26 protein-coding genes are annotated in these 25,941 nt (G+C 65.1%); 23 read left to right on the top strand and 3 right to left on the bottom strand.

What is annotated here, in order from left to right; genetic code table 11:
* Positions 1 to 132 precede the first annotated feature (132 nt).
* The 3 genes from AM586_RS14690 to AM586_RS14680 are packed head-to-tail and all read left to right on the top strand — an operon-like array spanning position 133 to position 2,306.
* Complete coding sequence (locus AM586_RS14690; RefSeq protein ID WP_109370476.1) at positions 133 to 1,251, top strand: PAS domain-containing sensor histidine kinase; 1,119 nt, start codon at positions 133 to 135, stop codon at positions 1,249 to 1,251.
* Between the two features lie 53 nt (positions 1,252 to 1,304).
* Entirely contained in the window at positions 1,305 to 1,985 is a 681-nt protein-coding gene (locus AM586_RS14685; RefSeq protein WP_047821349.1) for a response regulator transcription factor, read from the top strand.
* Between the two features lie 60 nt (positions 1,986 to 2,045).
* Positions 2,046 to 2,306 carry a hypothetical protein gene (locus AM586_RS14680; protein WP_047821347.1) on the top strand — a complete coding sequence of 87 codons (261 nt, stop codon included), beginning with the start codon at positions 2,046 to 2,048 and terminating at the stop codon, positions 2,304 to 2,306.
* Here AM586_RS14680 and AM586_RS14675 read toward each other — a convergent pair.
* Entirely contained in the window at positions 2,303 to 3,115 is an 813-nt protein-coding gene (locus tag AM586_RS14675; RefSeq protein WP_052233277.1) for an alpha/beta fold hydrolase, read from the bottom strand. The genes AM586_RS14680 and AM586_RS14675 overlap by 4 nt on opposite strands.
* A 251-nt stretch (positions 3,116 to 3,366) precedes the next feature.
* Here AM586_RS14675 and AM586_RS14670 point away from each other — a divergent pair, with 251 nt between their 5' ends.
* The 3 genes from AM586_RS14670 (at position 3,367) to AM586_RS14660 (ending at position 10,587) form a co-directional block, all read left to right on the top strand.
* On the top strand, positions 3,367 to 4,083 hold the full coding sequence (locus AM586_RS14670; protein ID WP_047821346.1) for a transposase: 717 nt from the start codon (positions 3,367 to 3,369) through the stop codon (positions 4,081 to 4,083).
* A gap of 196 nt (positions 4,084 to 4,279) precedes the next feature.
* Complete coding sequence (locus AM586_RS14665; RefSeq protein WP_060566563.1) at positions 4,280 to 9,001, top strand: glutamate synthase-related protein; 4,722 nt, start codon at positions 4,280 to 4,282, stop codon at positions 8,999 to 9,001.
* 122 nt (positions 9,002 to 9,123) lie between these two features.
* Complete coding sequence (locus tag AM586_RS14660) at positions 9,124 to 10,587, top strand: glutamate synthase subunit beta (protein WP_047821342.1); 1,464 nt, start codon at positions 9,124 to 9,126, stop codon at positions 10,585 to 10,587.
* Positions 10,588 to 10,635: 48 nt separating this feature from the next.
* On the opposite strand, the gene AM586_RS14655 is transcribed toward AM586_RS14660, so the two are convergent.
* Both AM586_RS14655 and AM586_RS14650 read right to left on the bottom strand, forming a co-directional pair.
* Entirely contained in the window at positions 10,636 to 11,652 is a 1,017-nt protein-coding gene (locus tag AM586_RS14655) for a CapA family protein (protein ID WP_047821340.1), read from the bottom strand.
* On the bottom strand, positions 11,649 to 12,359 hold the full coding sequence (locus AM586_RS14650) for a dienelactone hydrolase family protein (RefSeq protein WP_047822005.1): 711 nt from the start codon (positions 12,357 to 12,359) through the stop codon (positions 11,649 to 11,651). Before AM586_RS14650 ends, AM586_RS14655 begins: the two co-directional genes overlap by 4 nt.
* Before the next feature lie 290 nt (positions 12,360 to 12,649).
* Here AM586_RS14650 and AM586_RS14645 point away from each other — a divergent pair, with 290 nt between their 5' ends.
* From AM586_RS14645 to hisA, 17 genes are all read left to right on the top strand, one after another.
* Positions 12,650 to 13,453 (top strand): ABC transporter ATP-binding protein, encoded by an 804-nt coding sequence (locus AM586_RS14645; protein ID WP_082439351.1) that lies wholly within the window; start codon positions 12,650 to 12,652, stop codon positions 13,451 to 13,453.
* The gene (gene mlaE / locus AM586_RS14640) at positions 13,450 to 14,232 is read left to right on the top strand and encodes a lipid asymmetry maintenance ABC transporter permease subunit MlaE (RefSeq protein ID WP_047821337.1); all 783 of its coding nucleotides are present in this window, start codon (positions 13,450 to 13,452) and stop codon (positions 14,230 to 14,232) included. The genes AM586_RS14645 and mlaE overlap by 4 nt, the downstream gene beginning before the upstream one ends.
* A gap of 60 nt (positions 14,233 to 14,292) precedes the next feature.
* Positions 14,293 to 14,766, top strand: a complete 474-nt coding sequence (mlaD, locus tag AM586_RS14635; RefSeq protein ID WP_047821335.1) for an outer membrane lipid asymmetry maintenance protein MlaD — start codon at positions 14,293 to 14,295, stop codon at positions 14,764 to 14,766.
* A complete protein-coding gene (locus AM586_RS14630; protein WP_082439350.1) occupies positions 14,763 to 15,638 on the top strand; it encodes a VacJ family lipoprotein in 876 nt (291 codons plus the stop codon). The genes mlaD and AM586_RS14630 overlap by 4 nt, the downstream gene beginning before the upstream one ends.
* Before the next feature lie 50 nt (positions 15,639 to 15,688).
* Positions 15,689 to 16,339 carry a phospholipid-binding protein MlaC gene (locus AM586_RS14625; protein ID WP_047821333.1) on the top strand — a complete coding sequence of 217 codons (651 nt, stop codon included), beginning with the start codon at positions 15,689 to 15,691 and terminating at the stop codon, positions 16,337 to 16,339.
* 2 nt (positions 16,340 to 16,341) lie between these two features.
* A complete protein-coding gene (locus AM586_RS14620; protein ID WP_052233191.1) occupies positions 16,342 to 16,617 on the top strand; it encodes a lipid asymmetry maintenance protein MlaB in 276 nt (91 codons plus the stop codon).
* A 109-nt stretch (positions 16,618 to 16,726) separates the two neighbouring features.
* Positions 16,727 to 17,671, top strand: a complete 945-nt coding sequence (locus tag AM586_RS14615) for an ABC transporter ATP-binding protein (RefSeq protein WP_047821329.1) — start codon at positions 16,727 to 16,729, stop codon at positions 17,669 to 17,671.
* Positions 17,668 to 18,435 (top strand): ABC transporter permease, encoded by a 768-nt coding sequence (locus tag AM586_RS14610; protein WP_047821327.1) that lies wholly within the window; start codon positions 17,668 to 17,670, stop codon positions 18,433 to 18,435. Before AM586_RS14615 ends, AM586_RS14610 begins: the two co-directional genes overlap by 4 nt.
* A gap of 24 nt (positions 18,436 to 18,459) precedes the next feature.
* On the top strand, positions 18,460 to 18,696 hold the full coding sequence (locus AM586_RS14605) for a BolA family protein (RefSeq protein ID WP_047821325.1): 237 nt from the start codon (positions 18,460 to 18,462) through the stop codon (positions 18,694 to 18,696).
* A 3-nt stretch (positions 18,697 to 18,699) separates the two neighbouring features.
* On the top strand, positions 18,700 to 19,962 hold the full coding sequence (gene murA, locus AM586_RS14600) for a UDP-N-acetylglucosamine 1-carboxyvinyltransferase (RefSeq protein WP_047821322.1): 1,263 nt from the start codon (positions 18,700 to 18,702) through the stop codon (positions 19,960 to 19,962).
* 1 nt (position 19,963) lies between these two features.
* Entirely contained in the window at positions 19,964 to 20,635 is a 672-nt protein-coding gene (hisG, locus tag AM586_RS14595) for an ATP phosphoribosyltransferase (RefSeq protein ID WP_047821320.1), read from the top strand.
* Between the two features lie 3 nt (positions 20,636 to 20,638).
* Complete coding sequence (gene hisD / locus AM586_RS14590; RefSeq protein WP_047821318.1) at positions 20,639 to 21,997, top strand: histidinol dehydrogenase; 1,359 nt, start codon at positions 20,639 to 20,641, stop codon at positions 21,995 to 21,997.
* The gene (locus AM586_RS14585) at positions 21,994 to 22,827 is read left to right on the top strand and encodes a site-specific DNA-methyltransferase (protein ID WP_047821316.1); all 834 of its coding nucleotides are present in this window, start codon (positions 21,994 to 21,996) and stop codon (positions 22,825 to 22,827) included. Before hisD ends, AM586_RS14585 begins: the two co-directional genes overlap by 4 nt.
* Positions 22,824 to 23,912, top strand: coding sequence for a histidinol-phosphate transaminase (gene hisC / locus AM586_RS14580; RefSeq protein WP_047821315.1), 1,089 nt, complete (start codon positions 22,824 to 22,826; stop codon positions 23,910 to 23,912). Before AM586_RS14585 ends, hisC begins: the two co-directional genes overlap by 4 nt.
* Positions 23,912 to 24,502, top strand: a complete 591-nt coding sequence (gene hisB, locus AM586_RS14575) for an imidazoleglycerol-phosphate dehydratase HisB (protein ID WP_047821313.1) — start codon at positions 23,912 to 23,914, stop codon at positions 24,500 to 24,502. The genes hisC and hisB overlap by 1 nt, the downstream gene beginning before the upstream one ends.
* 5 nt (positions 24,503 to 24,507) lie before the next feature.
* Positions 24,508 to 25,149, top strand: coding sequence for an imidazole glycerol phosphate synthase subunit HisH (hisH, locus tag AM586_RS14570; protein ID WP_082439349.1), 642 nt, complete (start codon positions 24,508 to 24,510; stop codon positions 25,147 to 25,149).
* Between the two features lie 13 nt (positions 25,150 to 25,162).
* The gene (hisA, locus tag AM586_RS14565; RefSeq protein ID WP_047821311.1) at positions 25,163 to 25,939 is read left to right on the top strand and encodes a 1-(5-phosphoribosyl)-5-[(5-phosphoribosylamino)methylideneamino]imidazole-4-carboxamide isomerase; all 777 of its coding nucleotides are present in this window, start codon (positions 25,163 to 25,165) and stop codon (positions 25,937 to 25,939) included.
* The last annotated feature ends 2 nt before the right edge of the window (positions 25,940 to 25,941 follow it).

Genomic DNA, 25,941 nt, shown 5'->3' with positions numbered 1-25,941 from the left:
ACGCCTGGGAGTCGCTTTCCTATACAAACCTGCAGGCTGAGCACTATACTTCCCGGGTGAACATACTTTCCTGAAGGTACTATGGCGCGCAGCGCTCCCGTTTCTCTGCCCAGTCATGCGGAGCCGAACGCCATGCTGGCCACGGCCGAGGCCTTCCGCGCCATTGCCGAACTCGGCGGCGACCTGGTCTTCATCATCGATTGCACGAGCGGCCTGCCGGTCTATATCAGCCCTCATGTCAACGAGATGCTGGGTTATGGCGCTTCCGATGTTCATGATCAATTTGCTACAAATCGGGAAAGTCCCCTTGCGCCGCTTTGCACCGGCCTGCAGGAACGCCTGCGCCGCTTCGCCGCGGGCGACGGTTCGCGCCTGCGCGTGGTGCGCGAGTTCGAGCTGCTGCGCCCGGACGGGCGCGAAGTGCCGCTGGAGGTGATCTCGACCCTGCTGCTGGACCAGGCGGGCAGGGCGCAGGCGCTGGCCGGGTACGTGCGCGACCAGTCGGCGCGGCGCGCGCGCGAGCGCGAGCAGAAACGCTTCGCCAGCATGCTGAACCACGAATTCCGCACGCCGCTGTCGACCATCGACGGCGCCATCCAGCGGCTCGAAGCGACCAACGCCGGCGCCGACGAGGCGACGCGCCAGCGCCACCGCAAGATCGCGAACGCGACCGACCGCCTGATCGCGATGCTGGACGACTACCTGTCGCCGGAGCGGATGGCGGCGCTGGGACGGCAGCGCCAGCCGAACACGGTGGCGCCGCGCCTGCTGCTGGAAGAACTGGTGGCGCAGGCGCGCGTGGCCGGCCGCCCGGTGCAGCTGCAGGCGGACGAACTGCCGGCGCTGCTGCGCGGCGAGCCTGCCGGCCTGCGCCTGGCGTTGAAGATCCTGCTCGACAATGCCTTGCGCTACACGCCGGCCGGCAGTGCGCTCACCGTGCTGGGACAGCGTGCCGGAAATGGCGTGGTGCTGGCGCTGCGCGATGCCGGCCCGGGCGTGCCGCCGGCGGACCTGCCGCGCGTCTTCGACAAGGGCTACCGCGGCAGCAATGCCGCCGGCCTGCCGGGCAGCGGCCTGGGTCTGTACATGGCGCGCTCGGTGGTCGAAGTCCATGGCGGCACGCTCGACCATGTGGCGGCGCCGGGGGGCGGCGCCGAGTTCCGGCTGTGTTTGCCGGTGCAGGATGCGCCGGGGAAAGGTCTTGCTTCCAGCGAGACCAGCAGTGATAATCGGAACGGCCTACATGGATAGCCGCCCCGGCGAGAGAGTCGGGTAAAAACGAATTAAAAATACATGGCCAACCCATGACGCAAATACTGATTGTTGAAGACAATGGCGAATATGCCGGCGACATGGCTGATTTCCTCAAGGAACTCGGCCACGAGGTCACGATTGCGACCACGGCCGGCGACATGTGGGCGGCGCTGACCCGCACCCCCGCCGCAGTGGTGGTGCTCGACCTCGGATTGCCGGATGAAGACGGGTTCAACGTCATCCCGCGGATGCGCCAGCTGTATCCCGAGATCGGCCTGCTGGTCCTGACCGGCCGGGTCGCATTCGACAACCGCATCCTCGGCCTGCGCCTGGGCGCGGACCACTATCTGACCAAGCCGATCAAGTTCCCCGAACTGGCCGCCCACATCGAGGCGCTCGACCGCCGCGTACGCCCCTCGGCGCCGCCGCCGGCGCCGAGCAAGTGGACCCTGCGCGTGTCCGCCCGCCAGCTCGAGCTGATGGGCAAGGTGATTGACCTGACCGAAAAAGAGTGCAACTTCCTGCACCTGCTGACCATCAACACCCGGCCGGTGCCGCGCCAGGTGATCGTGGCCGGCATGGGCGGCGACGACCCGGACGCCAGCCGCCGCGTCGACATGCTGGTCTACCGCCTGCGCAAGAAGGCGCGAACGGGCCTTGGCCAGGACCTGCCGCTGCGCAGCGCCTACGGCGAGGGCTACAGCCTGTCGGCCGGGTTTACGCTGGCCTGATCCGGCCGGCCGATTTCGGGTACATTGACGCTCACGCGCATCGCCCGAACGAGGTTGGCCATGAGGTTTTGCTGTCCCTGGGAACAAGTCGACGGATTCGTCAGCCTGGCCGAGTTCCGCAGCTTCGAACGCTGGATGCTGGGGCAGGTCAGCGGCGGACTGGCGCGGCAGGTGCCGGTCGCCGACCCCTACCGCCACGACGGCAGGGATGCGGGCCTGATCCCGGCCGAGGTCTGGTACCTGCACCTGCAGAGCCGGGAAGTGTGGAGGCTGGTCTGGCCCGAGCCGCCGTTTGATGGACTGTTCGTCCGTGTTCCCTAGACCCGCGCCAGGAACTCGCCCAGCATCTGCGGCTCGGTGATCATCGGATCGTGATGGGTGGGCAGCTCGACCCAGTTCCAGCCGCCTTGCCGCTTCAGGCTTTTCTTGACCTCGACCAGCGGCTCGAACGGTGAAGCGGTGCAGTCGACATAGGTGCGCGGCACCCCATTGCCCAGCGCATTATTCAGCACCAATTTCTCCTGATACGTCCCGACCGGCTGCGGGGTCAGGCGCGGCAGGAGCCAGGCCAGCGTCTTCCGGTCGACGCCGCGGTAGGAGCTGCCGGCCGGCGGCACCGGAATCGCCATGCCTTTCCCCTGCGCGGCCACCTGTTCCAGGCGTTTCTTCGTGACCGCGGCAGGCTGGCCTTCGAATACCGACATCCCGCTCTCCAGCACCATCGCGTCGACATACACGAGATTCCTGAGCTGGCTGGGGATGCGGTCGGCGACGCCGCTGATCACCACGCCGCCGAAACCGCTGCCGACCAGGATCACGTCGTTCAGGTTCTGGTAGACGATGTGCTTGGTGACGCTCGTGATGAAGGTCGTGAGCGAAATGTCCTTCGACAGCAGGTGCGCTTGTTCGCCGAGCCCGGGGCAGGTCGGGGTGCTGACGATATGGCCCTGGGCGCGCAGGCCCTGCGCGACTTTCTCCCAGCACCATCCGCCATACCAGGCCCCATGGACCAGGACAAAGGTCTTCGGCCGGGCGGGCGCGCTGACCATCGTCATGCCCGCGGCCTTCACGGTCGCTGCCTGGCCGATCAACAAACCCAGCGTCGTGGCGGCGAAAGAACGTCGATCCATCGTTTCCAAGCTCATCTCATCCTCGCAATTGTTAATTTGTGCGCTTGCCTGTTTAAATGTTTCCTTACGGCAAGCTCTAGTGTGCTGAGTTTGGAGGGTGATCGTCATGAGCCTGCTCAATACCGCAGATTTCCCCGTAATGCTCAATTGGGGACAGGGCCAATACGTATGTGGATTCTTGAAAAATTAATCGGGGACAGAGCAGGCCGGCTGCGCTAGAATCCTGGTTTCCGACGATTTCCCACGACGCCATGGCCCGCCAACCCCGCCTCATCCTGCCGCACCAGCCGCACCTCATCCTCCAGCGCGGCAACGACAACCAGACGATTTTCCGCGACGACGAAGACCATGAGCGCTTCCTCGGCTGGCTGAAGGAATGCGCCCGGCTGTACAAGGTGGCCGTGCACGCCTGGGTGCTGATGCCGAGCCATGTCATCCTGCTGGCCACCCCGTCCGACGAAGAGGGACTGGCGCTGATGATGCAGAAAGTCGGCCGCCATTACGTCCCCTGGTTCAACGCCAAGCACGGCCGTTCGGGCACCCTGTTCCAGGGACGCTTCCGCACCTCGCTGGTCGATGCCGCTTCCTGGCTGCTGGCCTGCAGCCGCTACGTCGAGCTCGCTCCGGTGCAGGCTGGACTGGCATCCGGCCCGCTCGACTACCGCTGGTCCAGCTATGCCCACCATGCCGGCGTGCGCGCCGATCCGCTGGTCACCGAGCATATGTTGTATTGGAGTCTCGGCAACACGCCTTTCCAGCGCGAAGCCGCCTACATCGAACTGGTGCAGCAGGGCTATGGCAGCGACGAAGGGACGCTGATCGGGACCGGACTGGCAAAAGGCTGGCCGGTCGGCTCGCATGCCTTCAAGGCCGAGCTGGAAAAGAAGACCAAACGGCAGATCCTGCCGGCCAAGCGGGGCCGGCCTTTCAAGCTCAAGCCGGCGGCGGACCAGGCCACGTCCGACTGACGGTATCCGCGCCGCCGATCGATATTGCGCCCCTGTCCGCCCGCGCTCGGCCTGCTTTCACTGTGTCCCTATTTATTTTGACCGGACGCGAAAACCAAGTTAATTCGACTCCGACCCTAATTGTTGTGATTGATGTTTACCGGCGTGTGCTTTACTCTCGCCCTTCGATCTCTTCAAAAATGCAGCGGAGCTTCCCATGATTGCCCAAGGTTTGTACGATCCCGCCAATGAACACGACGCATGCGGCGTCGGTTTCATCGCCCATATCAAGGGCAATAAAAGCCACTCGATTATTGAACAGGGTCTGATGATCCTGAAAAACCTGGACCACCGCGGTGCGGTTGGCGCCGATGCCCTGATGGGCGATGGCGCCGGCATCCTGATCCAGATCCCCGACCAGTACTACCGCGACGAGATGGGCAAGCAGGGCGTCGAACTGCCGCCGCCCGGCGAATACGGCGTCGGCATGGTCTTCCTGCCGAAAGAGCACGCCTCGCGCATCGCCTGCGAACAGGAAATCGAGCGCGCCGTGCGCGCCGAAGGCCAGGTCGTGCTGGGCTGGCGCAATGTGCCGGTCGACGACACCATGCCGATGTCCCCGACCGTGCGCGCCAAGGAACCGGTCATCCGCCAGATCTTCATCGGCCGCGGCCCGGACGTGATGGTCACCGACGCGCTCGAGCGCAAGCTGTACGTGATCCGCAAATCGTCCGGCCACGCGATCCAGGCCCTGAAACTTATCCACGGCAAGGAATTCTTCGTGCCGTCGATGTCGGCCCGCACCATCGTGTACAAGGGCCTGCTGCTGGCCGACCAGGTCGGCGTCTACTACCGGGACCTGCAGGATCCGCGCTGCGTCTCGGCCCTGGCCCTGGTGCACCAGCGCTTCTCGACCAACACCTTCCCGGAGTGGCCGCTGGTCCACCCCTACCGCCTGATCGCCCACAACGGCGAGATCAACACGGTCAAGGGCAACTTCAACTGGACCCGCGCCCGCGAAGGCATGATGAAGTCGGCCGTGCTGGGCGACGACCTGAACAAGCTGTTCCCGCTGATTTATGAAGGCCAGTCCGACACCGCCTGCTTCGACAACGCGCTCGAACTGCTGGTGATGGCCGGCTATCCGATCGCCCAGGCGATGATGATGATGATCCCGGAAGCGTGGGAAAACCATGCGACCATGGACGAGAACCGCCGCGCCTTCTACGAATACCACGCCGCGATGATGGAGCCGTGGGACGGCCCGGCCGCGATGGCCTTCACCGACGGCCGCCACATCGGCGGCACCCTCGACCGCAACGGCCTCCGCCCGGCGCGCTACGTGGTCACCGATGACGACCTGGTCGTGATGGCGTCCGAGTCCGGCGTGCTGCCGATCCCGGAATCGCGCATCGTCAAGAAATGGCGCCTGCAGCCCGGCAAGATGTTCCTGATCGACCTCGAAGCCGGCCGCATCATCGACGACAAGGAACTGAAGGACACCTACTCGAACGCCAAGCCGTACAAGGCATGGATCAAGTCGGTGCGCATCAAGCTGAACGAAATCAAGGTCACCGAAAGCCAGCTCTCCCAGAGCCGCGTGAAGGACACGCCGGCCCAGGGCGAGAAGGCCGCGATCTCCCTGCTGGACCGCCAGCAGGCCTTCGGCTATACCCAGGAAGACCTGAAGTTCCTGATGGCGCCGATGGCGGTGCTGGGCGAGGAAGCGACCGGCTCGATGGGCAACGACTCGCCGCTGGCGGTCATGTCGAACAAGCTGAAGCCGCTGTACTCCTACTTCAAGCAGCTGTTCGCGCAGGTGACCAACCCGCCGATCGACCCGATCCGCGAAAGCATGGTGATGTCGCTGGTGTCCTTCATCGGCCCGAAGCCGAACCTGCTCGACACCAACAACGTCAACCCGCCGATGCGCCTCGAAGTCGCGCAGCCGATCCTCGGCTTCGACGACATGGCGCGCCTGCGCTCGATCAGCCTGCACACCGGCGGCAAGTTCAAGTCGTATGAACTGAACATCTGCTACCCGGTCTCGTGGGGCAAGGAAGGCATCGAAGCCTCGCTGGCCTCGCTGTGCGCCGAGGCCGTCGATGCGGTCAAATCCGGCCACAACATCCTGATCGTCTCGGACCGCGGCATGTCGGCCGAGCAGGTCGCGATTCCGGCCCTGCTGGCCACCTCCGCCGTCCACCAGCACCTGGTGATGCGCGGCCTGCGCGCCTCGACCGGCCTGGTGGTCGAAACCGGCTCGGCCCGCGAAACCCACCACTTCGCCCTGCTGGCCGGCTACGGCGCCGAAGCCGTGCACCCGTACCTGGCGCTGGAAACCCTGGTCGACCTGTCGGCCCACATGCCGCACCCGCTCGAGGCGGACAAGGCGGCCTACAACTTCACCAAGGCGGTCGGCAAGGGCCTGATGAAGGTGATGTCGAAGATGGGCATCTCGACCTACATGTCCTACTGCGGCGCGCAGATCTTCGAAGCCGTGGGCCTGAACAAGTCGCTGGTCGACAAGTACTTCCGCGGCACCTCCTCGACCGTGGAAGGCATCGGCCTGTTCGAAGTGGCCGAGGAAGCGCTGCGCCTGCACCGCCTGGCCTTCGGTAACGACCCGGTGCTGGCCCATGGCCTGGACGTCGGCGGCGAATACGCCTTCCGCGTGCGCGGCGAAGACCACCTGTGGACCCCGGACGCGATCGCGAAACTGCAGCACTCGACCCGCGCCAACAACTACAGCACCTATAAAGAGTACGCCCAGATCATCAACGACCAGAGCAAGCGTCACCTGACCCTGCGCGGCCTGATGGAATTCAAGATCGACCCGGCCAAGGCGATCCCGCTGGAAGAAGTCGAGTCGGCCAAGGAAATCGTCAAGCGCTTCGCCACCGGCGCGATGTCGCTCGGCTCGATCTCGACCGAAGCCCATGCGACGCTCGCGATCGCCATGAACCGCATCGGCGGCAAGAGCAACACGGGCGAGGGCGGCGAAGACCCGCGCCGCTACATGGGCGAGTTCAAGGGCATCAAGATCGCCAAGGGCGAGACCCTGGCCTCGATCCTGGGCTCGGACCGCGTGGTCGCCGACATCCCGCTGGCGGAAGGCGATTCGCTGCGCTCGAAGATCAAGCAGGTCGCTTCCGGCCGCTTCGGCGTCAGCGCCGAGTACCTGGCGTCGGCCGACCAGATCCAGATCAAGATGGCGCAGGGCGCCAAGCCGGGCGAAGGCGGCCAGCTGCCGGGCCACAAGGTGTCCGAGTACATCGCCTCGCTGCGCGTGTCGGTGCCGGGCGTGGGCCTGATCTCGCCGCCGCCGCACCACGACATCTACTCGATCGAGGACCTGGCCCAGCTGATCCACGACCTGAAGAACGCCAACCCGAACGCCTCGATCTCGGTCAAGCTGGTGTCGGAAGTCGGCATCGGCACGGTCGCCGCGGGCGTCTCGAAGGCCAAGGCCGACCACGTGGTGGTGGCCGGCCATGACGGCGGCACCGGCGCGTCGCCGCTGTCGTCCGTGAAGCACGCCGGCACCCCGTGGGAGCTGGGCCTGGCCGAAACGCAGCAGACCCTGGTGCTGAACGGCCTGCGCAGCCGCATCCGCGTCCAGGCCGACGGCCAGATGCGTACCGGCCGCGACGTCGTCATCGCCGCCCTGCTGGGCGCCGACGAAATCGGCTTCGCCACCGCGCCGCTGGTGGTCGAGGGCTGCATCATGATGCGCAAGTGCCACCTGAACACCTGCCCGGTGGGCGTGGCGACCCAGGACCCGGTCCTGCGCGCCAAGTTCCAGGGCAAGCCGGAGCATGTGGTGAACTACTTCTTCTTCGTCGCCGAGGAAGCGCGCCAGATCATGGCCCAGCTGGGCATCCGCACCTATGACGAGCTGATCGGCCGCGCCGACCTGCTTGACCGCAGCCACGCCGTCACGCACTGGAAGGCGCAGGGCCTGGACTTCAGCAATATCTTCTACCAGCCGAAGGTCGACAGCCCGCGCGCCCTGCTGCACAGCGAAGGCCAGGACCACGGCCTGGACAAGGCGCTGGACCACAAGCTGATCACCCAGGCGCGTCCGGCGCTGGAGCGCGGCGAGCGCGTGTCCTTCATCTCGCCGGTGCGCAACGTCAACCGCACGGTCGGCACCATGCTGTCGGGCGAAGTCGCCAAGCGCTATGGTCACGCCGGCCTGCCGGACGACACCATCCACATCCAGCTGCAGGGCACGGCGGGCCAGTCGGCCGCGGCCTTCCTGGCGGCCGGCATCACCATCGACCTGGTGGGCGAGGGTAACGACTACGTCGGCAAGGGCCTGTCGGGCGGCCGCATCATCGTGCGTCCGAACACGGAGTTCCGTGGCTGGGCGGTCGATAACATCATCGTCGGCAACACGGTGCTGTACGGCGCGATCTCGGGCGAAGCCTTCCTGAACGGCGTGGCCGGCGAACGCTTCGCGGTGCGTAACTCGGGCGCGACCGCCGTCGTCGAAGGCGTGGGCGACCACGGCTGCGAATACATGACCGGCGGTACCGTCGTCGTGCTGGGCGACACCGGCCGCAACTTCGCAGCCGGCATGTCGGGCGGCGTGGCCTACGTGTACGACCCGAAGGGCGACTTCGAACAGAAGTGCAACACGACCATGGTGAACCTGGAGCGCGTGCTGTCCGCCAAGGAGCAGGGCGACAAGTCGACCTGGCACGCCCAGACCCGCAACGGCGAGCGCGAGTCCGACGAAGTGATCCTGAAGCGCCTGATCGAACGCCACTTCAAGCACACCGGCTCGACCCGCGCCCGCAACCTGCTGGACGACTGGGCCAACAGCCGCGGCAAGTTCGTCAAGGTCTTCCCGACCGACTACAAGCGCGCGCTGGAGGAAATGCACAACTCCAGCATGGAAGAGGCGAACGACAAGATCGAGCTCGCGGCCTAAGAACAGCAAATAGCGTCGTCCCTGCGCAGGCGGGGACCCAAGTGGATGCGTAGCGAAAACGCACGCAGAACCTGGACCCTCGCCTGCGCGGGGGCGACGCGGAAACGGATAAGGAAAATATTGTGGGTAAAATCACCGGTTTCATGGAATTTCAACGCCAGGAAGAAGGTCACCTGGAACCAGCTGCGCGCCTGAAGAACTACAAGGAATTCACGCTGACCCTGAGCAATGACCAGGCCAAGGTCCAGGGCGCGCGCTGCATGGATTGCGGCATCCCGTTCTGCAACACGGGCTGCCCGGTCAACAACATGATCCCCGACTGGAATGACCTGGTCTATCACGGCAACTACCGTTACGCCGTCGAGAACCTGCATTCGACGAACAACTTCCCGGAGTTCACCGGCCGTATCTGCCCGGCGCCTTGCGAAGCCGCCTGCACGCTGGGCATCAACAACGACCCGGTCGGCATCAAGTCGATCGAGCGCAAGATCGCCGACACCGGCTGGGAAAACGGCTGGATCGTGCCGGAAATTGCTGCCGTCAAGACCGGCAAGAAGATCGCGATCATCGGCTCGGGTCCGGCCGGCCTGGCCGCGGCCCAGCAGCTGGCGCGCGTCGGCCACGACGTGACCGTGTTCGAGAAGAGCGACCGGCTCGGCGGCCTGCTGCGCTACGGCATCCCCGACTTCAAGATGGAGAAGGACCTGATCGACCGCCGCGTCGAACAGATGAAGGCCGAAGGCGTGACCTTCCGCACCAGCACCCTGATCGGCAAGGACTTCCCGACCACGGTCAGCAATATGGCGCGCGAGACCATCTTCCCGGAAGACCTGGTCAAGGACTTCGACGCCGTCATCATGGCCGGCGGCGCCGAGCAGCCGCGCGACCTGCCGGTCCCGGGCCGCGAGCTGAAGGGCGTGCACTTCGCGATGGACTTCCTGCCGCAGCAGAACCGCGTCAACGCCGGCGATAAAGTGAAAGACCAGATCAAGGCCACCGGCAAGCACGTGGTCGTGATCGGCGGCGGCGACACCGGTTCCGACTGCGTCGGCACCTCGAACCGCCACGGCGCGGCCTCCGTCACCCAGTTCGAACTGATGCCGATGCCGCCTGAGCACGAGAACAAGCCGCTGGTCTGGCCCTACTGGCCGACCAAGCTGCGCACCTCGTCCTCGCACGAGGAAGGCTGCGAGCGCGACTTCGCGGTGGCCACCAAGCGCTTCGAAGGCAAGGGCGGCAAGGTCGAGAAAGTCATCGCCTGCCGCGTCGAATGGAAAGACGGCAAGATGATCGAAGTGCCGAACACCGAATTCGAACTGAAGGCCGACCTGGTGCTGCTGGCGATGGGCTTCGTGTCGCCGGTGCAGCAGGTGCTGGATGCCTTCGGCGTGCAGAAGGATGCGCGCGGCAACGCCCGCGCCGCCGTCGACGGCGAGACCAGCTATGCAACCTCGGTGCCGAAGGTGTTCACGGCCGGCGACATGCGCCGCGGCCAGTCGCTGGTGGTGTGGGCGATCCGCGAAGGGCGCCAGTGCGCACGCGCGGTCGATGAATTCCTGATGGGATCGTCGGAACTGCCGCGCTGATCGGCGACAGCTGCCTGAAGCGAAAAGCGGCCTTGCGGGGACGCTTTTTCATTCGTGCGGCTTCTCCATCCGCGGCGTGATCACCAGGCGATCGCCTTCGATGTCGGCCGCGGTCCCCAGCTCTTTACACAAGCCGCGCATCCGCTCGGCGATCCAGCCCCGCTGCGCACTGTTTGCCGGGAACACCCGGCACTGCCGGATGAACAGCGGGTGCATCACGATCCGCTCCAGCGCATCCTCCCTCAGTTCCAGTTCGAACAGCAGTTGATGGTCGTTGCGAAACGCCGGATCCGGCGCGTAATCGTCGACCAGGTCGCCCGCCGCATACAGGATCGGGCAGCCCTCGTACAGCTCGACGCCCTGGAACACGTGCGCGCTGTGCCCGTACACGATCTTCCACCCCACATCGATCGCCGCCCGGGCCAGGCGCCGCTGCTGCGCCGACGGTTCGCTGGCCATGTTCGGCCCCCAGTGCAGCGACAGGATGGGCCAGCGCACGCCCTGCGCGCGCAGCGGCGCGAGCGCACGCGCGAAGGCGTCGATGGCGGCGGCTTCGTCGTGCAGGCCGAGCCAGGCCATGCCGGGATGCTCAAGCGTGGCGGCGAAGTCGTCCTGGTGGTCGCAGAAAGCCGCCATGCCGATCCGCACGCCCTGCCTCTCGACGATGGCCGGCGCCAGCGCGGCGGCCAGGCCGACGCCCGCACCGGTATGCGCGATACCGTGCGCATCGAGGATGCGCACGGTATCCAATAGTCCCTGCACGTCGTAGTCGAGGATGTGGTTGTTGGCCAGGCTGAGCAGCCCGATGCCGGCATTCTCGAGCGCCTGGCCGGCCGGCGGCGGGGCGCGGAAATAATAGGCTTTGGGGGCGCCGTGCCAGCGCTCGGCCGGCTCGCAGATCGCGCATTCGAGGTTGGCGATGGCGAGGTCGGCGCCGCGCAGCAGGGTAGACACGGCGCCCAGCGGATAGTCGACGCCCTCGCGCAGCAGCGCGTCGCCGGCCAGGCGCCCGAGCATCACGTCGCCGCCGAACAGCAGGCGCAGCCCGGCGGCGCGGGAATTCATCCCGTATCGCGGGCAAAGCACCCGCGGAACCAGACACTGGCCAGCCGCGCCACTTCTTCCAGCGCGCCCGGTTCTTCGAACAGGTGGGTGGCGCCGGGGATGATCGCCAGCTCGCGCGGGCAATGCAGCTGGGCGAAGGCTTGCCGGTTCAGGTCGATCACGTCGCCGTCCTTGCCGCCCACGATCAGGAGGGTCGGCGCGGTCACGCCATGCAGGGCCGAGATCCCGGCCAGGTCGGGCCGGCCGCCGCGCGAGACCACGGCGGCGATCGACGGATACGGCGCATGCGGATACGGCCGGTCGGGGGTCAGGTGGCCGAGGTAGGGTTCGCCCAGGTGCGGCTCGCCCGCCAGCCGCAGCGCGGCGGCGGCGCCGGTGCTGGCCCCGAACAGGCCCAGCGGCAGATGCGCCGTTGCCGGCTCGTGCGCCAGCCAGCGCGCTGCAGTGCGCAGGCGCAGGGTCAGCAGGGCGATGTCGAAACGGTGGTGGGGATCGGCTTCTTCTTCGGTGCTGAGCAGGTCCAGCAGCAGGGTGCCGATGTTCGCCTCGCGCAGGACGCGCGCGACATAGTTGTTGCGCGGGCTGAGCCGGCTGCTGCCGCTGCCGTGCGCAAACAGGACGATGCCGAGCGCCTCGTGCGGCAGCTCCAGCATGCCTTCCATGCCGATGTCCTCGTGCTGGATATGGATCAGCGCCTTGGCATTCATGGTGGCCCCCATGGTATTCGACCTATGATGCGCGCAAAAATTCACGCCGTCGATGGCCGCTCGCGGAGAAGTGTTTCCATATGGAATTGTTAACAGGCCTTATCAAAATGCAACAATCTTCGATATACATATCTCATTTAAAACAAATACTTACGTCAGGAAAATATCTGACTCACTGTTCAGTAGTGTTGTAATATCACGTCGATAAGCGAAGCGGAATTGGGCTGTCTCCAGCAGGGATTGCTGTTTCTGCACTACAATACGAGATTCACCAAATACCAAACTCCACTGTGTCCAACCTTGTCGAAATCCGCGATCTGCATTTTTCGTATGGAGATCGCCCCATCCTGTCGAATCTGAGCATGGATTTCCCGCGCGGCAAGCTGATCGCCGTGATGGGCGGCTCCGGCTCCGGCAAGACGACGGTGCTGCGCCTGATCGGCGGCCAGATCCGCCCCCAGCGCGGCACGGTCAAGGTGGACGGCGAAGTCGTCCACCAGCTCGACACGGAAAACCTGTACCGCCTGCGCCGCAAGATGGGCATGCTGTTCCAGTTCGGCGCCCTGTTTACCGACCTCACCGTGTTCGAGAACGTGGCCTTTCCGCTGCGCGAACATGCCGATCTGCCGGAAGAGATGCTGCGCGACCTGGTGCTGATGCGCCTGAACGCGGTCGGCCTGCGCAATGCGGCCCAACTGAAGCCGAACGAGATCTCGGGCGGCATGGCGCGCCGCGTGGCGCTGGCGCGCGCGATCGCGCTCGATCCGGAACTGATCATGTACGACGAGCCCTTCGCCGGCCTCGACCCGATCTCGATGGGCGTAACCGCCAACCTGATCCGCAACCTGAACGACACCCTCGGCTCGACCTCGATCCTGGTCTCGCACGATGTGAACGAAACCTTCAGCATCGCCGACTACGTGTACTTCCTGTCGGGCGGAAAAATCGTTGCCCAGGGCACGCCGGAAGAAATGCGCAACTCGTCCGACCCTTACGTCAAGCAATTCGTCAACGCCGAGCCGGACGGCCCGGTGCCTTTCCACTATCCGGGTAAATCGCTGGCCGAAGACCTGGGCCTGGGAGACAAGCGATGATTACGCGTTTCCTCGGCTTCATCGGCGCCTTCGTGCTGGACACCTTTGCCCGCGTCGGCTTCGTCACCCGTTCCTTCTTCAAGCTGCTGGGCCGGGCGCCGGGCGCGCTGAAGCGGCCGACGCTGATCTCGGAACAGATCCACTTCATCGGCAACTACTCGCTCCTGATCATCGTCGTGTCCGGCCTGTTCGTCGGCATGGTGCTGGGCCTGCAGGGCTACTACACGCTGAGCCAGTTCGGCGCCGACGAAAAGCTCGGCCAGCTGGTGGCGCTATCGCTGCTGCGCGAACTCGGTCCGGTCGTCACCGCGCTGCTGTTCGCGGGCCGCGCCGGCACCTCGCTGACCGCGGAAATCGGCCTCATGAAGGCCGGCGAGCAGCTGTCGGCGATGGAAATGATGGCGGTGAACCCGGTCCAGCGCGTGCTGGCGCCGCGTTTCTGGGCCGGCCTGATCGCCATGCCGGTGCTGGCCACCGTGTTCTCCGCGATCGGCGTGATCGGCGGCTACCTGGTCGGCGTGCAGCTGATCGGCGTGGACGAGGGCGCGTTCTGGTCCCAGATGCAGAGCAATATCGATGTGCGCCGCGACATCATGAACGGCGTGCTGAAGAGCTTCGTGTTCGGCATCGCCGTCACCTTCACCGCCCTGTTCCAGGGTTATGAAGCGCAGCCGACGCCGGAAGGCGTGTCGCGCGCCACCACCCGTACCGTCGTGATCGCCTCGCTGATGGTCCTTGGCCTGGACTTCATCATGACTGCCTTAATGTTCAACAAATAAGTGTTCAACAAGTAATCAGAACTTTGGCTGATCAATCGCCGCTATATATTAGGAAATCTTATGCATCGCAAAACTATTGACGTCTGGGTCGGACTTTTCGTGCTGTTGGGTGCGGTATCGCTCCTTTTCCTCGCCCTCAAGGCGGGTAACATGAGCACTATCTCGTTCACCAAAACGTATGCGATCGTCGGCAAGTTCGACAACATTGGTGGCTTGAAGCCGCAATCGCCCGTCAAGAGTGCTGGCGTGGTGGTGGGCCGGGTCGGCGACATCAGCTTCGATGACAAGAGCTTCCAGGCCTTGGTCCGCCTCGACATGAATCCGGCGTACAAGTTCCCGAAAGACAGCTCGCTGAAGATTTTGACCTCCGGCCTGCTGGGCGAGCAGTACGTCGGCATCGAAGCCGGCGGCGACACCAACAACCTGGTCGAAGGCGACCGCATTTCGCGTACGCAATCGGCAGCGGTGCTGGAAGACCTGATCAACCAGTTCATTTATAGCAAGGCAGCGGATGGAAAGGACAGCCAGAAATGAGTATTCGTAACACACTGACGCTGGCTGCCGGCGCCGCAGTACTGCTGAGCGGTTGCGCAAGCACCGCCACCAATCCGCGCGACCCGTTCGAGAAATTCAACCGCGCCGTGTTCAGCTTCAACGACGCGGTCGACCGTACCGCGCTGAAGCCGGCCGCCACCGTCTACAAGAATTACACCCCGGATTTCCTCCAGACCGGCGTGAACAATTTCTTCGGCAACCTGTCGGACCTGTGGAGCTCGGCCAACAACTTTGCCCAGCTCAAGGGCCAGGACGGCCTGAACGACTTCACCCGTTTTGCCGTGAACTCGACCCTGGGCCTGGCCGGCGTGCTCGATATCGCGACCCCGGCCGGCCTGCGCAAGCATAACGAAGACCTGGGCCAGACCCTGGGTTACTGGGGCGTGCCAAGCGGCCCCTACTTGATGTTGCCGCTGTTGGGCCCATCTACGGTACGCGACACTGCCGTCCTGCCGGGTGACTGGTGGGGCGATGCCTGGACCCACGTGAACGACATCCCGTGGCGTAACGGCGGCATCGTGCTGCGTGCGGTCGACCAGCGCGCCAGCGTGCTGGACGCCTCCAACCTGCTCGAAGACGCCGCCCTGGACCGCTATGAATTCATCCGCGACGGCTACCTGCAGCGCCGCAGCAGCAAGGTCCTGGATACCGACAAGGCCCAGGTCCGCGCCGAGAAGGTCCAGGAAAAGCTCGACAAGGTACAGGAAAAAGTCCAGGAAAGGCTGGGCGTGAAAAAGACGCAGAACCCGGACGAACACACCCCGGAACAGCAGGACTCGGCGCCAAACAATCCGCCGGCGCCCGCTCCGGTTTCGCCGTCCGCCGTGTCATCCGAACCGGTGCAGAAGTAGTTAATGGAATAAATATCGGGGCATTGCCTCAACCAAGAAAAAGGAAGCGTATGAAGCCTATCGCACAACTGATCATGACCGCCGCAGTGGCGGCTTTCTCCACCAGCGTGATCGCTGCCCCGGCGCCGGCCGCCAACGAAGCGCCGGACGTGCTGGTCAAGCGCGTCAGCACCGACGTGATCGATTCGGTCAAGGCCGACAAGGACATCCAGGCCGGCAACAGCCGCAAGATCATCGACCTGGTCAACGCCAAGATCCTGCCGTATGTCGACTCCGACAAGATGACCGCGCAGGCCGCCGGCCGCTTCTGGCGCCAGGCCAGCCCGGAGCAGCAGAAACAGCTGTCGGACGAATTCCGCCAGCTGCTGATCTACACGTATTCCGGCGCGCTCTCGCAGATCAAGAACGAAACCATCGAGTTCAAGCCCTTCCGCGCCGACCCGGCCGATAGCGAAGTCGAGGTGAAGTCGCAGGTCAACCTGACCCGCGGCGAGCCGATCACCCTGAACTACCGCCTCAGCAAGGGCACGCAGGGCTGGAAGATCTTCGACCTGAACGTGATGGGTGCCTGGCTGGTCGAGACCTACAAGTCGACCTTCGCCTCCGAAATCAGCAAGGGCGGCATCGATGGCCTGATCAAGAAGCTGCACGACCGTAACCAGCAGCTGGCCAACAAGCCGCTGAAGGCCCCGCAGAAATAAGCATGGCCGAGTCCAACCCAATGCTTTCGCTGGATGCCCTGACCTTCCAGAACGCCCATGTGGCGATGGAGCAGGGCTGCGCGGCGCTGGCCGCCGGCGAAACCGTGTTCGATCTCGGCGGCGTGCGCGCCGCCGATTCCACCGCCCTGGCGCTGATGCTGGCCTGGCAGCGCCGCGCCCAGGCCCAGGGACGCAAGCTCACCTTCGTCAACGTGCCGGGCAACGTCGATGCGCTGGCGCGCCTGTACGGCGTCGATGGGCTGATCGGCCGCGCCTGAGGAAATGCCGGCGGTTCGGCGGCAAGGTCCGCCGAACCCATCATGGCGATTTCTTCTATAATGGCTCGTTTCCCTTGCACGGTCCGCCGCCCGGCGCGTCCCCCTACGCATGACAGCAGCCATCCAGATAGACAGCGTCGAGAAAAGCTACAAGGGCTTCAAGGCCCTCAAGGGCGTTTCCCTGACCATCGAACAAGGCGAGTTCTTCGGCCTGCTCGGCCCGAACGGCGCCGGCAAGACCACCCTCATTTCCTGCATCGCCGGCCTGATCCGTCCGGACGTCGGCAGCGTGCGCGTGCACGGCCATGACGTCACCAGGGACTTCCGTTCCGCGCGCATGGCGCTCGGCGTGGTGCCGCAGGAGCTGGTGTTCGATCCGTTCTTCACGGTGCGCGAGACGCTGCGTCTGCAGTCCGGCTACTTCGGTCTGAAGAACAACGACCCCTGGATCGACGAGGTCATGGAAAACCTCGACCTGATGCCGAAGGCCGACGTCAACATGCGCGCCCTGTCCGGCGGCATGAAGCGGCGCGTGCTGGTGGCCCAGGCCCTGGTCCACAAGCCGCCCGTGATCGTGCTGGACGAGCCGACCGCCGGCGTCGACGTCGAACTGCGCCAGACCCTGTGGAAGTTCATCGCGCGCCTGAACCGCGAAGGGCACACCGTGGTCCTGACCACCCACTACCTCGAAGAAGCGCAGGCCATGTGCCAGCGCGTGGCCATGCTCAAGACCGGCAACGTGGTGGCGCTGGACACCATGTCGCAGCTGCTGCGCCGCGTGTCCGGCTCTTCGCTGATCGTGCACCTGAAGCATGGCGGCCTGCCGGAAGGCCTGCGCCACCTGGTCGCGCACGACGAGCACGACGAGGGCCAGGGAAATGGCAACGGCGACGGCGGCAACAAGTACACCCTGCGCGTCAACGAATACGGCGAGGTGGAACACATCCTGGCGCGCCTGCGCGAGTCGGGCGCCGAGATCGACGAAATGCAGCTGCAGCAGGCCGACCTCGAAGATATCTTTATCCAGATTATGGAAGGGGCTCCGGTCCGATGAATGTGTTCTCCGTGGGTTTCCGCACCCTGTTCTACAAAGAGATCCTGCGCTTCTGGAAGGTCGCGACCCAGACCATCGCCGCGCCTATCGTCACCTCGATGCTGTACCTGCTGATCTTCGGCCACGTGCTGGAAGGCCGCGTGCAGATGCTCGAAGGCGTCGACTACACCGCCTTCCTGATCCCGGGCCTGGTGATGATGAGCGTGCTGCAGAACGCCTTCGCCAACTCGTCGTCCTCGCTGATCCAGTCGAAAATCACCGGCAACCTGGTGTTCATCCTGCTGCCGCCGCTGTCGCACTGGGAGATCCTGTCGGCCTACGTGACCGCCTCCGTGGTGCGCGGGCTGTCGGTCGGCCTGGGCGTGTTCATCATCACCGCCTGGTTCGCCCACCTGTCCTTCACTTTCCCGCTGTGGATCATCGTGTTCGCCCTGCTCGGTGCGGCGATCCTCGGCACCATGGGCGTGATCGCCGGCATCTGGGCCGAGAAGTTCGACCAGCTGGCCGCGTTCCAGAACTTTTTGATCATGCCTGCAACGTTTTTGGCCGGCGTGTTCTATTCGATCAAGAAACTACCCCCATTCTGGCTGGCGGTCTCGCATTTCAACCCGTTCTTTTATATGATTGACGGGTTCCGTTTCGGTTTCTTCGGCAAGTCGGACGTCTCGCCCTGGACCAGCCTGGCCATCGTCGCCGTGTTCTTCGTGGTGCTGGCCGGCGTCGCCATCAATTTGCTTCGCCGCGGCTACAAGCTGCGTCACTAAGCCTTATCCAATTTATTACGCATCATGGCTACCACTCCTGAACTCATCCACGGTTATCTCCAGGCCGGCCTGGAAACCACCCACCTCGAAGTCGAGGGCGATGGCCAGCACTTCAGCGCCGTCATCGTCTCGCCTGCGTTTGCCGGCAAGAGCCGCATCCAGCGCCACCAGATCGTCTACGCCGCGCTCGGCGACCGCATGCGCGAGGAAATCCACGCGCTGTCGATGAAGACCCTGACCCCCGACGAGTACCAAGGATAATCAATGGACAAGCTCCAGATCACCGGCGGCAAGCGCCTGAACGGCGAGATCGTCATCTCGGGCGCCAAGAACGCCGCGCTGCCCATCCTGTGCGCCGGCCTGCTCACCTCGGGCGACCTCGAACTGTCGAACGTGCCGCGCCTGCACGACGTGCGCACCATGCTCAAGCTGCTGGCGCAGACCGGCCTGAAAGTGACCCAGGGCGAAGGGAACGACAGCGAGAACGTCACCCTGAACGGCGCCAATATCACCAGCCTGGAAGCGCCATACGAACTGGTGAAGACCATGCGCGCCTCGATCCTGGTGCTGGGCCCGATGCTGGCGCGCTTCGGCGAAGCCAAGGTCTCGCTGCCGGGCGGCTGCGCGATCGGTTCGCGTCCGGTCGACCAGCACATCAAGGGCCTGCGCGCGATGGGCGCCGAGATCACGATCGAGGGCGGCTACATCCACGCCAAATGCCCGAAGCTGAAGGGCGCGCGCATCCTCACCGACATGATCACCGTGACCGGCACCGAGAACCTCCTGATGGCCGCGGTGCTGGCCGAAGGCGAGACCGTGCTGGAAAACGCCGCGCGCGAGCCGGAAGTGACCGACCTCGCCAACATGCTGGTGGCGATGGGCGCGAAGATCGAAGGCATCGGCACCGACCGCCTGGTGATCCAGGGCGTCGACGCGCTGCACGGCACCAGGCACGCCGTGATCTCGGACCGCATCGAGGCCGCGACTTTCCTGTGCGCGGTGGCGGCGACCGGCGGCGACATCCGCATCACCAACACCCGCACCGACATCTTCGACGTCGCGATCGACAAGCTGCGCGAGATGGGCGTGCAGCTCGACGTGGAAGGCAATGCCATCCGCGCGCGCATGGACGGCCGCCCGCGCCCGGTGTCCTTCCGCACCACGGAATACCCCGGCTTCCCGACCGACATGCAGGCCCAGTTCATGGCCGTGAACACCATCGCCGACGGCCCGAGCCGCGTGACCGAGACCATTTTCGAGAACCGCTTCATGCACGTGCAGGAGATGAACCGCCTGGGCGCCCAGATTTCGACCGAGGGCAACACCGCCTTCATGCGCGGCGTCGAACGCCTGGTCGGCGCGCCGGTGATGGCGACCGACCTGCGCGCTTCGGCCTCGCTGGTGATCGCCGGCCTGGCCGCCGAGGGCACCACCATCGTCGACCGGATTTATCACCTGGATCGCGGTTACGACCGCATGGAAGCCAAGCTGTCGGCGGTAGGCGCCGACATCGTTCGTATCAAATAACATGACCAAATCACCCCAGGACGGCAAACAGCTGATCCTCGCCCTCTCGAAGGGCCGCATCTTCGAAGACACGCTGCCGCTGCTGGCCGCGGCCGGCATCGAGGTGCTGGAAAACCCGGAAACCTCGCGCAAGCTGATCCTGGCCACCAACGACCCCGGCGTGCGCGTGCTGATCGTGCGCGCCACCGACGTGCCGACCTATGTCCAGTACGGCGCCGCCGACTTCGGCGTGGCCGGCAAGGACGTGCTGCTCGAGCATGGCGGCGAGGGCCTGTACCAGCCGGTCGACCTGCGCATCGCCTGCTGCCGCATGTCGGTGGCGGTGAACGCCGGCTTCGACTACGAGAACGCGGTGCGCCAGGGTGCGCGCCTGCGCGTGGCGACCAAGTTCGTGGAAACCGCGCGCGAGCACTTCGCCAAGAAGGGCGTGCACGTCGACCTGATCAAACTGTACGGCTCGATGGAACTGGCGCCGCTGGTCGGCCTGTCCGACGCCATCGTCGACGTGGTCTCGACCGGCGGCACGCTGCGCGCCAACAACCTGGTCGAGGTCGAGAAGATCATGGAAATCTCGTCGCGCCTGGTGGTCAACCAGGCCGCGCTCAAGCTCAAGCGCGAGCGCCTGCAACCCATCATCGAGGCCTTCGAACGCGCCTCGAAACAGCAAGGCTGAGTAATGAACGTACAAGTCCAAGTCAGGGTCAACAAGCTCGATTCCACCGCTCCCGATTTCAAGCGGCAGCTGACGAAACTGCTGGCCTTCGAGGCCGAGACCGATGACGCCATCGAGTCCGCCGTGGCGAAGATCCTGGCCGACGTCAAGGCGCGCGGCGATGCGGCCGTGCTCGAGTACACCAACAAATTCGACCGGATCCCCGGCGGCGCCGCCAGCATGGCCGCCTTCGACCTGAAGCAGGAAGAATTGCAGGCCGCGCTCGACGCGCTGCCGCAGGCCCAGCGCGCGGCGCTGCAGACGGCCGCCGAGCGGATTCGCGTCTTCCACGAGCGCCAGAAGCAGGAACTGAACGGTTTTACGTATACCGAAGCCGACGGCACCGTGCTGGGCCAGCGCGTGACCCCGCTGGACCGTGTCGGCATCTACGTCCCGGGCGGCAAGGCGGCCTATCCTTCGTCGGTGCTGATGAACGCGATTCCCGCCCAGGTCGCGGGCGTCAAGGAAATCGTGATGGTGGTGCCGACCCCGGACGGCGTCAGGAACCAGATGGTCCTGGCCGCCGCCGCGATCGCCGGCGTGACCCGCGTAATCACCATCGGCGGCGCCCAGGCTGTCGGCGCGCTGGCCTACGGCACCGAGACCATCCCGGCAGTCGACAAGATCGTCGGCCCCGGCAACGCCTACGTCGCCAGCGCCAAGCGCCGCGTGTTCGGCACGGTCGGCATCGACATGATCGCCGGCCCGTCGGAGATCCTGGTGCTGTGCGACGGCACGACCGATCCGGACTGGGTCGCGATGGACCTGTTCTCGCAGGCCGAACACGACGAGCTGGCCCAGGCCATCCTGCTGTGTCCGGACGCCGGCTATATCGCGCAAGTCGAAGCCAGCATCCACAAGCTGCTGCCGAGCATGCCGCGCAAGGACACGATCACGACCTCGCTGAGCGACCGCGGCGCCCTGATCAAGGTGCGCGACATGGCGGAAGCCTGCGCGATCGCCAACGACATCGCCGCCGAGCACCTCGAGATCTCGGCGCTCGAACCGCAGCAGTGGGCCGACCAGATCCGCCATGCGGGCGCGATGTTCCTGGGCCGCTTCTCCTCGGAGTCGCTGGGCGATTACTGCTGCGGCCCGAACCACGTGCTGCCGACCTCGCGCACGGCGCGCTTCTCGTCGCCGCTGGGCGTGTACGATTTCCAGAAACGTTCGTCGGTGCTGTTCGTGTCCGAAGCCGGGGCCCAGACCCTGGGCAAGGTGGCGGCCGAGCTGGCGTATGGAGAAGGGCTGCAGGCGCACGCCCGCAGTGCAGAGCTGAGGATCAGGCAGGACGGTTCGACGCGGTCCGGCGACCCGGCATGATGGATTGGGTCGACCGGGTCTTCTGCGAGGATGCGCTGGCCGGAATGGCGCGCATCCCCGATGGGTCCATCGACCTGATCCTGACCGATCCGCCCTACAACCTCGGCAAGGACTACGGCAACGCCTCCGACCAGCAGAGCGTGGACGACTACCTGGCCTGGACCGAGCGCTGGATCGACATCGCCGTCCCCAAGCTGAAGCCCAACGGCAGCCTGTACATCTTCCTCACCTGGCGCTTCACGCCCGAGATCTTCGTCATGCTGAAGAAGCGCATGACGATGATGAACGAGATCATCTGGGACCGCCGCGTGCCCTCGATGGGCGGCAGCACCCGCAGCTTCAGCTCGGTGCACGACACCATCGGCTTCTTCGTCAGGCGCAAGGACTATTATTTCGACCTGGACGCCGTGCGCATCCCCTACGACGCCGCAACCAAGAAGGCGCGCTCGCGTTCGATCTTCATCGGCGCCAAATGGCTCGAGGTCGGCTACAACCCGAAGGACCTGTGGAGCGTGTCGCGCCTGCACCGCGAGCATGCCGAACGGGTCGACCACCCGACCCAGAAGCCGCTCGAGATCATCGAACGCATGCTGAAGGCCTCGTGTCCGCCGGGCGGCACGGTGCTCGACCCCTTCATGGGCAGCGGCACCACGGCCCTGGCGGCGCGCCGGCTGGGCAGGCATTTCGTCGGCTTCGAGCTGAATCCGGCGTATTGCGAGATCATCCAGCAGCGCCTGGCGGCGCCGGCGGCGCCGGCCAGGAAGCGCGCCGCGGCGAGCCGCAAGAAGGACCAGATTTCCATTACTACCTCCGAAGGAGCGACACCATGACCGACATCGACACCCTCATCGCCAACACGATCCGCGAAGACGTCCGTGCCGGCCATATCTACAACGTCCCGGACGCCAGCGGCTACGTCAAGCTCGACGCCATGGAGAACCCCTACGAGCTGCCGGAGAACCTGCGCCAGCAGCTCGCGCAGCGCCTGGCCGACGCCGTGCTGAACCGCTATCCGGTGCCCTCGTACGCCACGCTCAAGCAGAAGATCCGCGACAATCTGGGTGTGCCGGCCGGCTACGACGTCATCCTCGGCAACGGCTCGGACGAGATCATCAGCATCATCGCGATGGCCACCGCGCGCCAGGACAAACGCGCCGTCGTGCTGGCGCCGGTCCCGGCCTTCGTGATGTTCCAGCGTTCGGCCCAGTTCGCGGGCATGGATTTCGTCGGCGTGCCGCTCAAGGCCGACTTCACGCTCGACCGCGCGGCGATGCTGGCGGCGATCGAACAGCACAAGCCCTCGGTCGTGTTCCTGGCCTACCCGAACAACCCGACCGGCAACCTGTACGATGAGGACGACATGGTCGCCATCATCGAGGCGCTGGGCGAGCACGGTATCGCCGTGGTCGACGAGGCCTACCAGCCCTTTGCCCGGGTCAGCTTCATGGAGCGCCTGCCGCAGTATCCGAACCTGATGGTGATGCGCACGCTGTCGAAGCTGGGCCTGGCCGGCATCCGCCTGGGCTACCTGGCGGCCGCGCCCAGCCTGTTGCAGCAGTTCGACAAGGTGCGTCCGCCCTACAACATCAATGTGCTGACCCAGGTCGCGGCCGAGTTTGCCCTCGACCACCTCGATGTGCTGAACGAGCAGGCCGCCCGCCTGAACGAGGCGCGCAGCGAGCTGGCGGCGGCCTTGGCCGCGTTGCCGGGGGTGACGGTATTCCCGTCGAGCGCGAATTTCATTACCGTGCGTGTGCCGGACGCCGAGCGGACCTGCGCTAAACTGTTCGATGCACGGGTAATGATCAAGAATTTGAGTAAAATGCATGTATTGCTGGCCAATTGCATCCGCGTGACGGTCAGCACCCCGGAAGAAAATTCCGTATTCCTGAATGCCCTGAAGGCTTCCCTGTAATGACCCGCACCGCAGAAATCACGCGCAACACCAGCGAAACGCAAATCCGCGTCGCGCTAAATCTCGACGGCACCGGCCGCCAGAAACTCAACACCGGCGTGCCCTTCCTGGACCACATGCTGGACCAGATCGCCCGCCACGGCCTGATCGACCTCGAAGTCGAGGCCGTCGGCGACCTGCACATCGACGACCACCATACCGTCGAGGACACCGGCATCACGCTGGGCATGGCGGTCGCCAAGGCGATCGGCGACAAGAAGGGCATCCGCCGCTACGGCCACGCCTACGTGCCGCTCGATGAGGCGCTGTCGCGCGTGGTCATCGACTTTTCCGGCCGTCCGGGCCTGGAATGGCATGTGCCGTTCACCCGCGCCACCATCGGCCGCTTCGACGTCGACCTGACGATCGAGTTCTTCCGCGGTTTCGTCAACCACGCCGGCGTGACCTTGCACGTGGACAACCTGCGCGGTGTGAACGCCCACCACCAGTGCGAAACCGTGTTCAAGGCTTTCGGCCGCGCCCTGCGCATGGCCTCCGAGCTCGACGAGCGCGCGCTCGGCACGATTCCTTCGACCAAGGGCAGCCTGTAACCGTCATGACGAACAAGATTGTTGTGGTCGATGGTCTGGGCAACCTGCGCTCCGTGGCGCAGGCGCTGCGCGCCGCCGCGCCCGAAGCCGACGTGATCGTTTCCAGTGACGCCGCCGTGATCGACGCCGCCGACCGCGTCGTGCTGCCGGGGCAGGGCGCGATGCGCGATTGCATGCGCAGCCTGCGCGAATCCGGCGCCGAGGATGCGGTGCTGCGCGCCATGAAGACACGTCCGGTGATGGGCGTGTGCGTGGGCGAGCAGATGCTGTTCGACGCCAGCGAAGAGAACGAAGGCACGCCCGGCCTGGGCCTGTTGCCCGGCAAGGTCGTGCGCTTCCAGCTCGACGGCAAGCTGCAGGCCGACGGCTCGCGCTTCAAGGTCCCGCAGATGGGCTGGAACCGCGTGCGCCAGGTGCGCGCGCACCCCTTGTGGGAAGGCGTCGAGGACGGCGCGTATTTCTACTTCGTGCACAGCTATTACGCGCAGCCGGCGAATCCGCAAGACACGATCGGCGAGGCCGATTACGGGGGCGCCTACTGCTGCGCAGTCGCGCGCGACAATATCGTCGCCACCCAGTTCCACCCCGAGAAAAGCGCGGCCGCCGGCCTGCGCCTGTATCGCAATTTCATCCACTGGAATCCTTAACCTTTTTACGACCATGCTGCTGATCCCCGCCATCGACCTGAAAGACGGTCACTGCGTTCGCCTGAAACAGGGCGATATGGACCTCGCCACCGTGTTCTCCGAAGATCCCGCCGAGATGGCGCTGCACTGGCTGAAGAAAGGTGCGCGCCGCTTGCACCTGGTCGACCTGAACGGCGCCTTCGCCGGCAAGCCGAAGAACGAGGCTGCCATCAAGTCGATCCTGCAGGTGGTACAGGAATACGCTACCGAAAACGACCTCGACGAGATCCCGGTCCAGCTCGGCGGCGGCATCCGCGACCTCGACACCATCGAGCGCTACCTGGACGACGGCATCACCTACATCATCGTCGGCACCGCCGCCGTGAAGAACCCGGGCTTCCTGCACGACGCCTGCGGCGCCTTCCCGGGCTCGATCATCGTCGGCCTGGACGCCAAGGACGGCAAGGTCGCGACCGACGGCTGGAGCAAGATGTCCGGCCACGAAGTCATCGACCTGGCCCAGAAGTTCGAGGGTTACGGCGTCGAATCGATCATCTACACCGACATCGGCCGCGACGGCATGATGGGCGGCGTGAACATCGAAGCGACCGTGCGCCTGGCCCAGGCCGTCAAGATCCCGATCATCGCCTCCGGCGGCCTGCACAACCTGGCCGACGTCGAGGCCCTGTGCGCGGTGCAGGACGAAGGCATCGAGGGCGTGATCTGCGGCCGCTCGATCTATGAAGGCACGCTCGACCTGGCCAGTGCGCAGGAACGCGCCGACCAGCTGACCGAAGGTGCACAGGCTTAACT

The organism is Massilia sp. WG5 (genome assembly GCF_001412595.2).
Classification (GTDB): Bacteria; Pseudomonadota; Gammaproteobacteria; order Burkholderiales; family Burkholderiaceae_D; genus Telluria.
This window is presented reverse-complemented; position numbering and strand designations above follow the sequence as displayed.

Bases quoted from the DNA above. Each gene is read 5' to 3' on its own strand.
- AM586_RS14690 (WP_109370476.1), top strand. From the start codon at position 133: ATGCTGGCCACGGCCGAGGCCTTCCGCGCCATTGCCGAACTCGGCGGC.
- AM586_RS14685 (WP_047821349.1), top strand. From the start codon at position 1,305: ATGACGCAAATACTGATTGTTGAAGACAATGGCGAATATGCCGGCGAC.
- AM586_RS14680 (WP_047821347.1), top strand. From the start codon at position 2,046: ATGAGGTTTTGCTGTCCCTGGGAACAAGTCGACGGATTCGTCAGCCTG.
- AM586_RS14675 (WP_052233277.1), bottom strand. From the start codon at position 3,115: ATGGATCGACGTTCTTTCGCCGCCACGACGCTGGGTTTGTTGATCGGC.
- AM586_RS14670 (WP_047821346.1), top strand. From the start codon at position 3,367: ATGGCCCGCCAACCCCGCCTCATCCTGCCGCACCAGCCGCACCTCATC.
- AM586_RS14665 (WP_060566563.1), top strand. From the start codon at position 4,280: ATGATTGCCCAAGGTTTGTACGATCCCGCCAATGAACACGACGCATGC.
- AM586_RS14655 (WP_047821340.1), bottom strand. From the start codon at position 11,652: ATGAATTCCCGCGCCGCCGGGCTGCGCCTGCTGTTCGGCGGCGACGTG.
- AM586_RS14650 (WP_047822005.1), bottom strand. From the start codon at position 12,359: ATGAATGCCAAGGCGCTGATCCATATCCAGCACGAGGACATCGGCATG.
- mlaE (WP_047821337.1), top strand. From the start codon at position 13,450: ATGATTACGCGTTTCCTCGGCTTCATCGGCGCCTTCGTGCTGGACACC.
- mlaD (WP_047821335.1), top strand. From the start codon at position 14,293: ATGCATCGCAAAACTATTGACGTCTGGGTCGGACTTTTCGTGCTGTTG.
- AM586_RS14630 (WP_082439350.1), top strand. From the start codon at position 14,763: ATGAGTATTCGTAACACACTGACGCTGGCTGCCGGCGCCGCAGTACTG.
- AM586_RS14625 (WP_047821333.1), top strand. From the start codon at position 15,689: ATGAAGCCTATCGCACAACTGATCATGACCGCCGCAGTGGCGGCTTTC.
- AM586_RS14620 (WP_052233191.1), top strand. From the start codon at position 16,342: ATGGCCGAGTCCAACCCAATGCTTTCGCTGGATGCCCTGACCTTCCAG.
- AM586_RS14615 (WP_047821329.1), top strand. From the start codon at position 16,727: ATGACAGCAGCCATCCAGATAGACAGCGTCGAGAAAAGCTACAAGGGC.
- AM586_RS14610 (WP_047821327.1), top strand. From the start codon at position 17,668: ATGAATGTGTTCTCCGTGGGTTTCCGCACCCTGTTCTACAAAGAGATC.
- AM586_RS14605 (WP_047821325.1), top strand. From the start codon at position 18,460: ATGGCTACCACTCCTGAACTCATCCACGGTTATCTCCAGGCCGGCCTG.
- murA (WP_047821322.1), top strand. From the start codon at position 18,700: ATGGACAAGCTCCAGATCACCGGCGGCAAGCGCCTGAACGGCGAGATC.
- hisG (WP_047821320.1), top strand. From the start codon at position 19,964: ATGACCAAATCACCCCAGGACGGCAAACAGCTGATCCTCGCCCTCTCG.
- hisD (WP_047821318.1), top strand. From the start codon at position 20,639: ATGAACGTACAAGTCCAAGTCAGGGTCAACAAGCTCGATTCCACCGCT.
- AM586_RS14585 (WP_047821316.1), top strand. From the start codon at position 21,994: ATGATGGATTGGGTCGACCGGGTCTTCTGCGAGGATGCGCTGGCCGGA.
- hisC (WP_047821315.1), top strand. From the start codon at position 22,824: ATGACCGACATCGACACCCTCATCGCCAACACGATCCGCGAAGACGTC.
- hisB (WP_047821313.1), top strand. From the start codon at position 23,912: ATGACCCGCACCGCAGAAATCACGCGCAACACCAGCGAAACGCAAATC.
- hisH (WP_082439349.1), top strand. From the start codon at position 24,508: ATGACGAACAAGATTGTTGTGGTCGATGGTCTGGGCAACCTGCGCTCC.
- hisA (WP_047821311.1), top strand. From the start codon at position 25,163: ATGCTGCTGATCCCCGCCATCGACCTGAAAGACGGTCACTGCGTTCGC.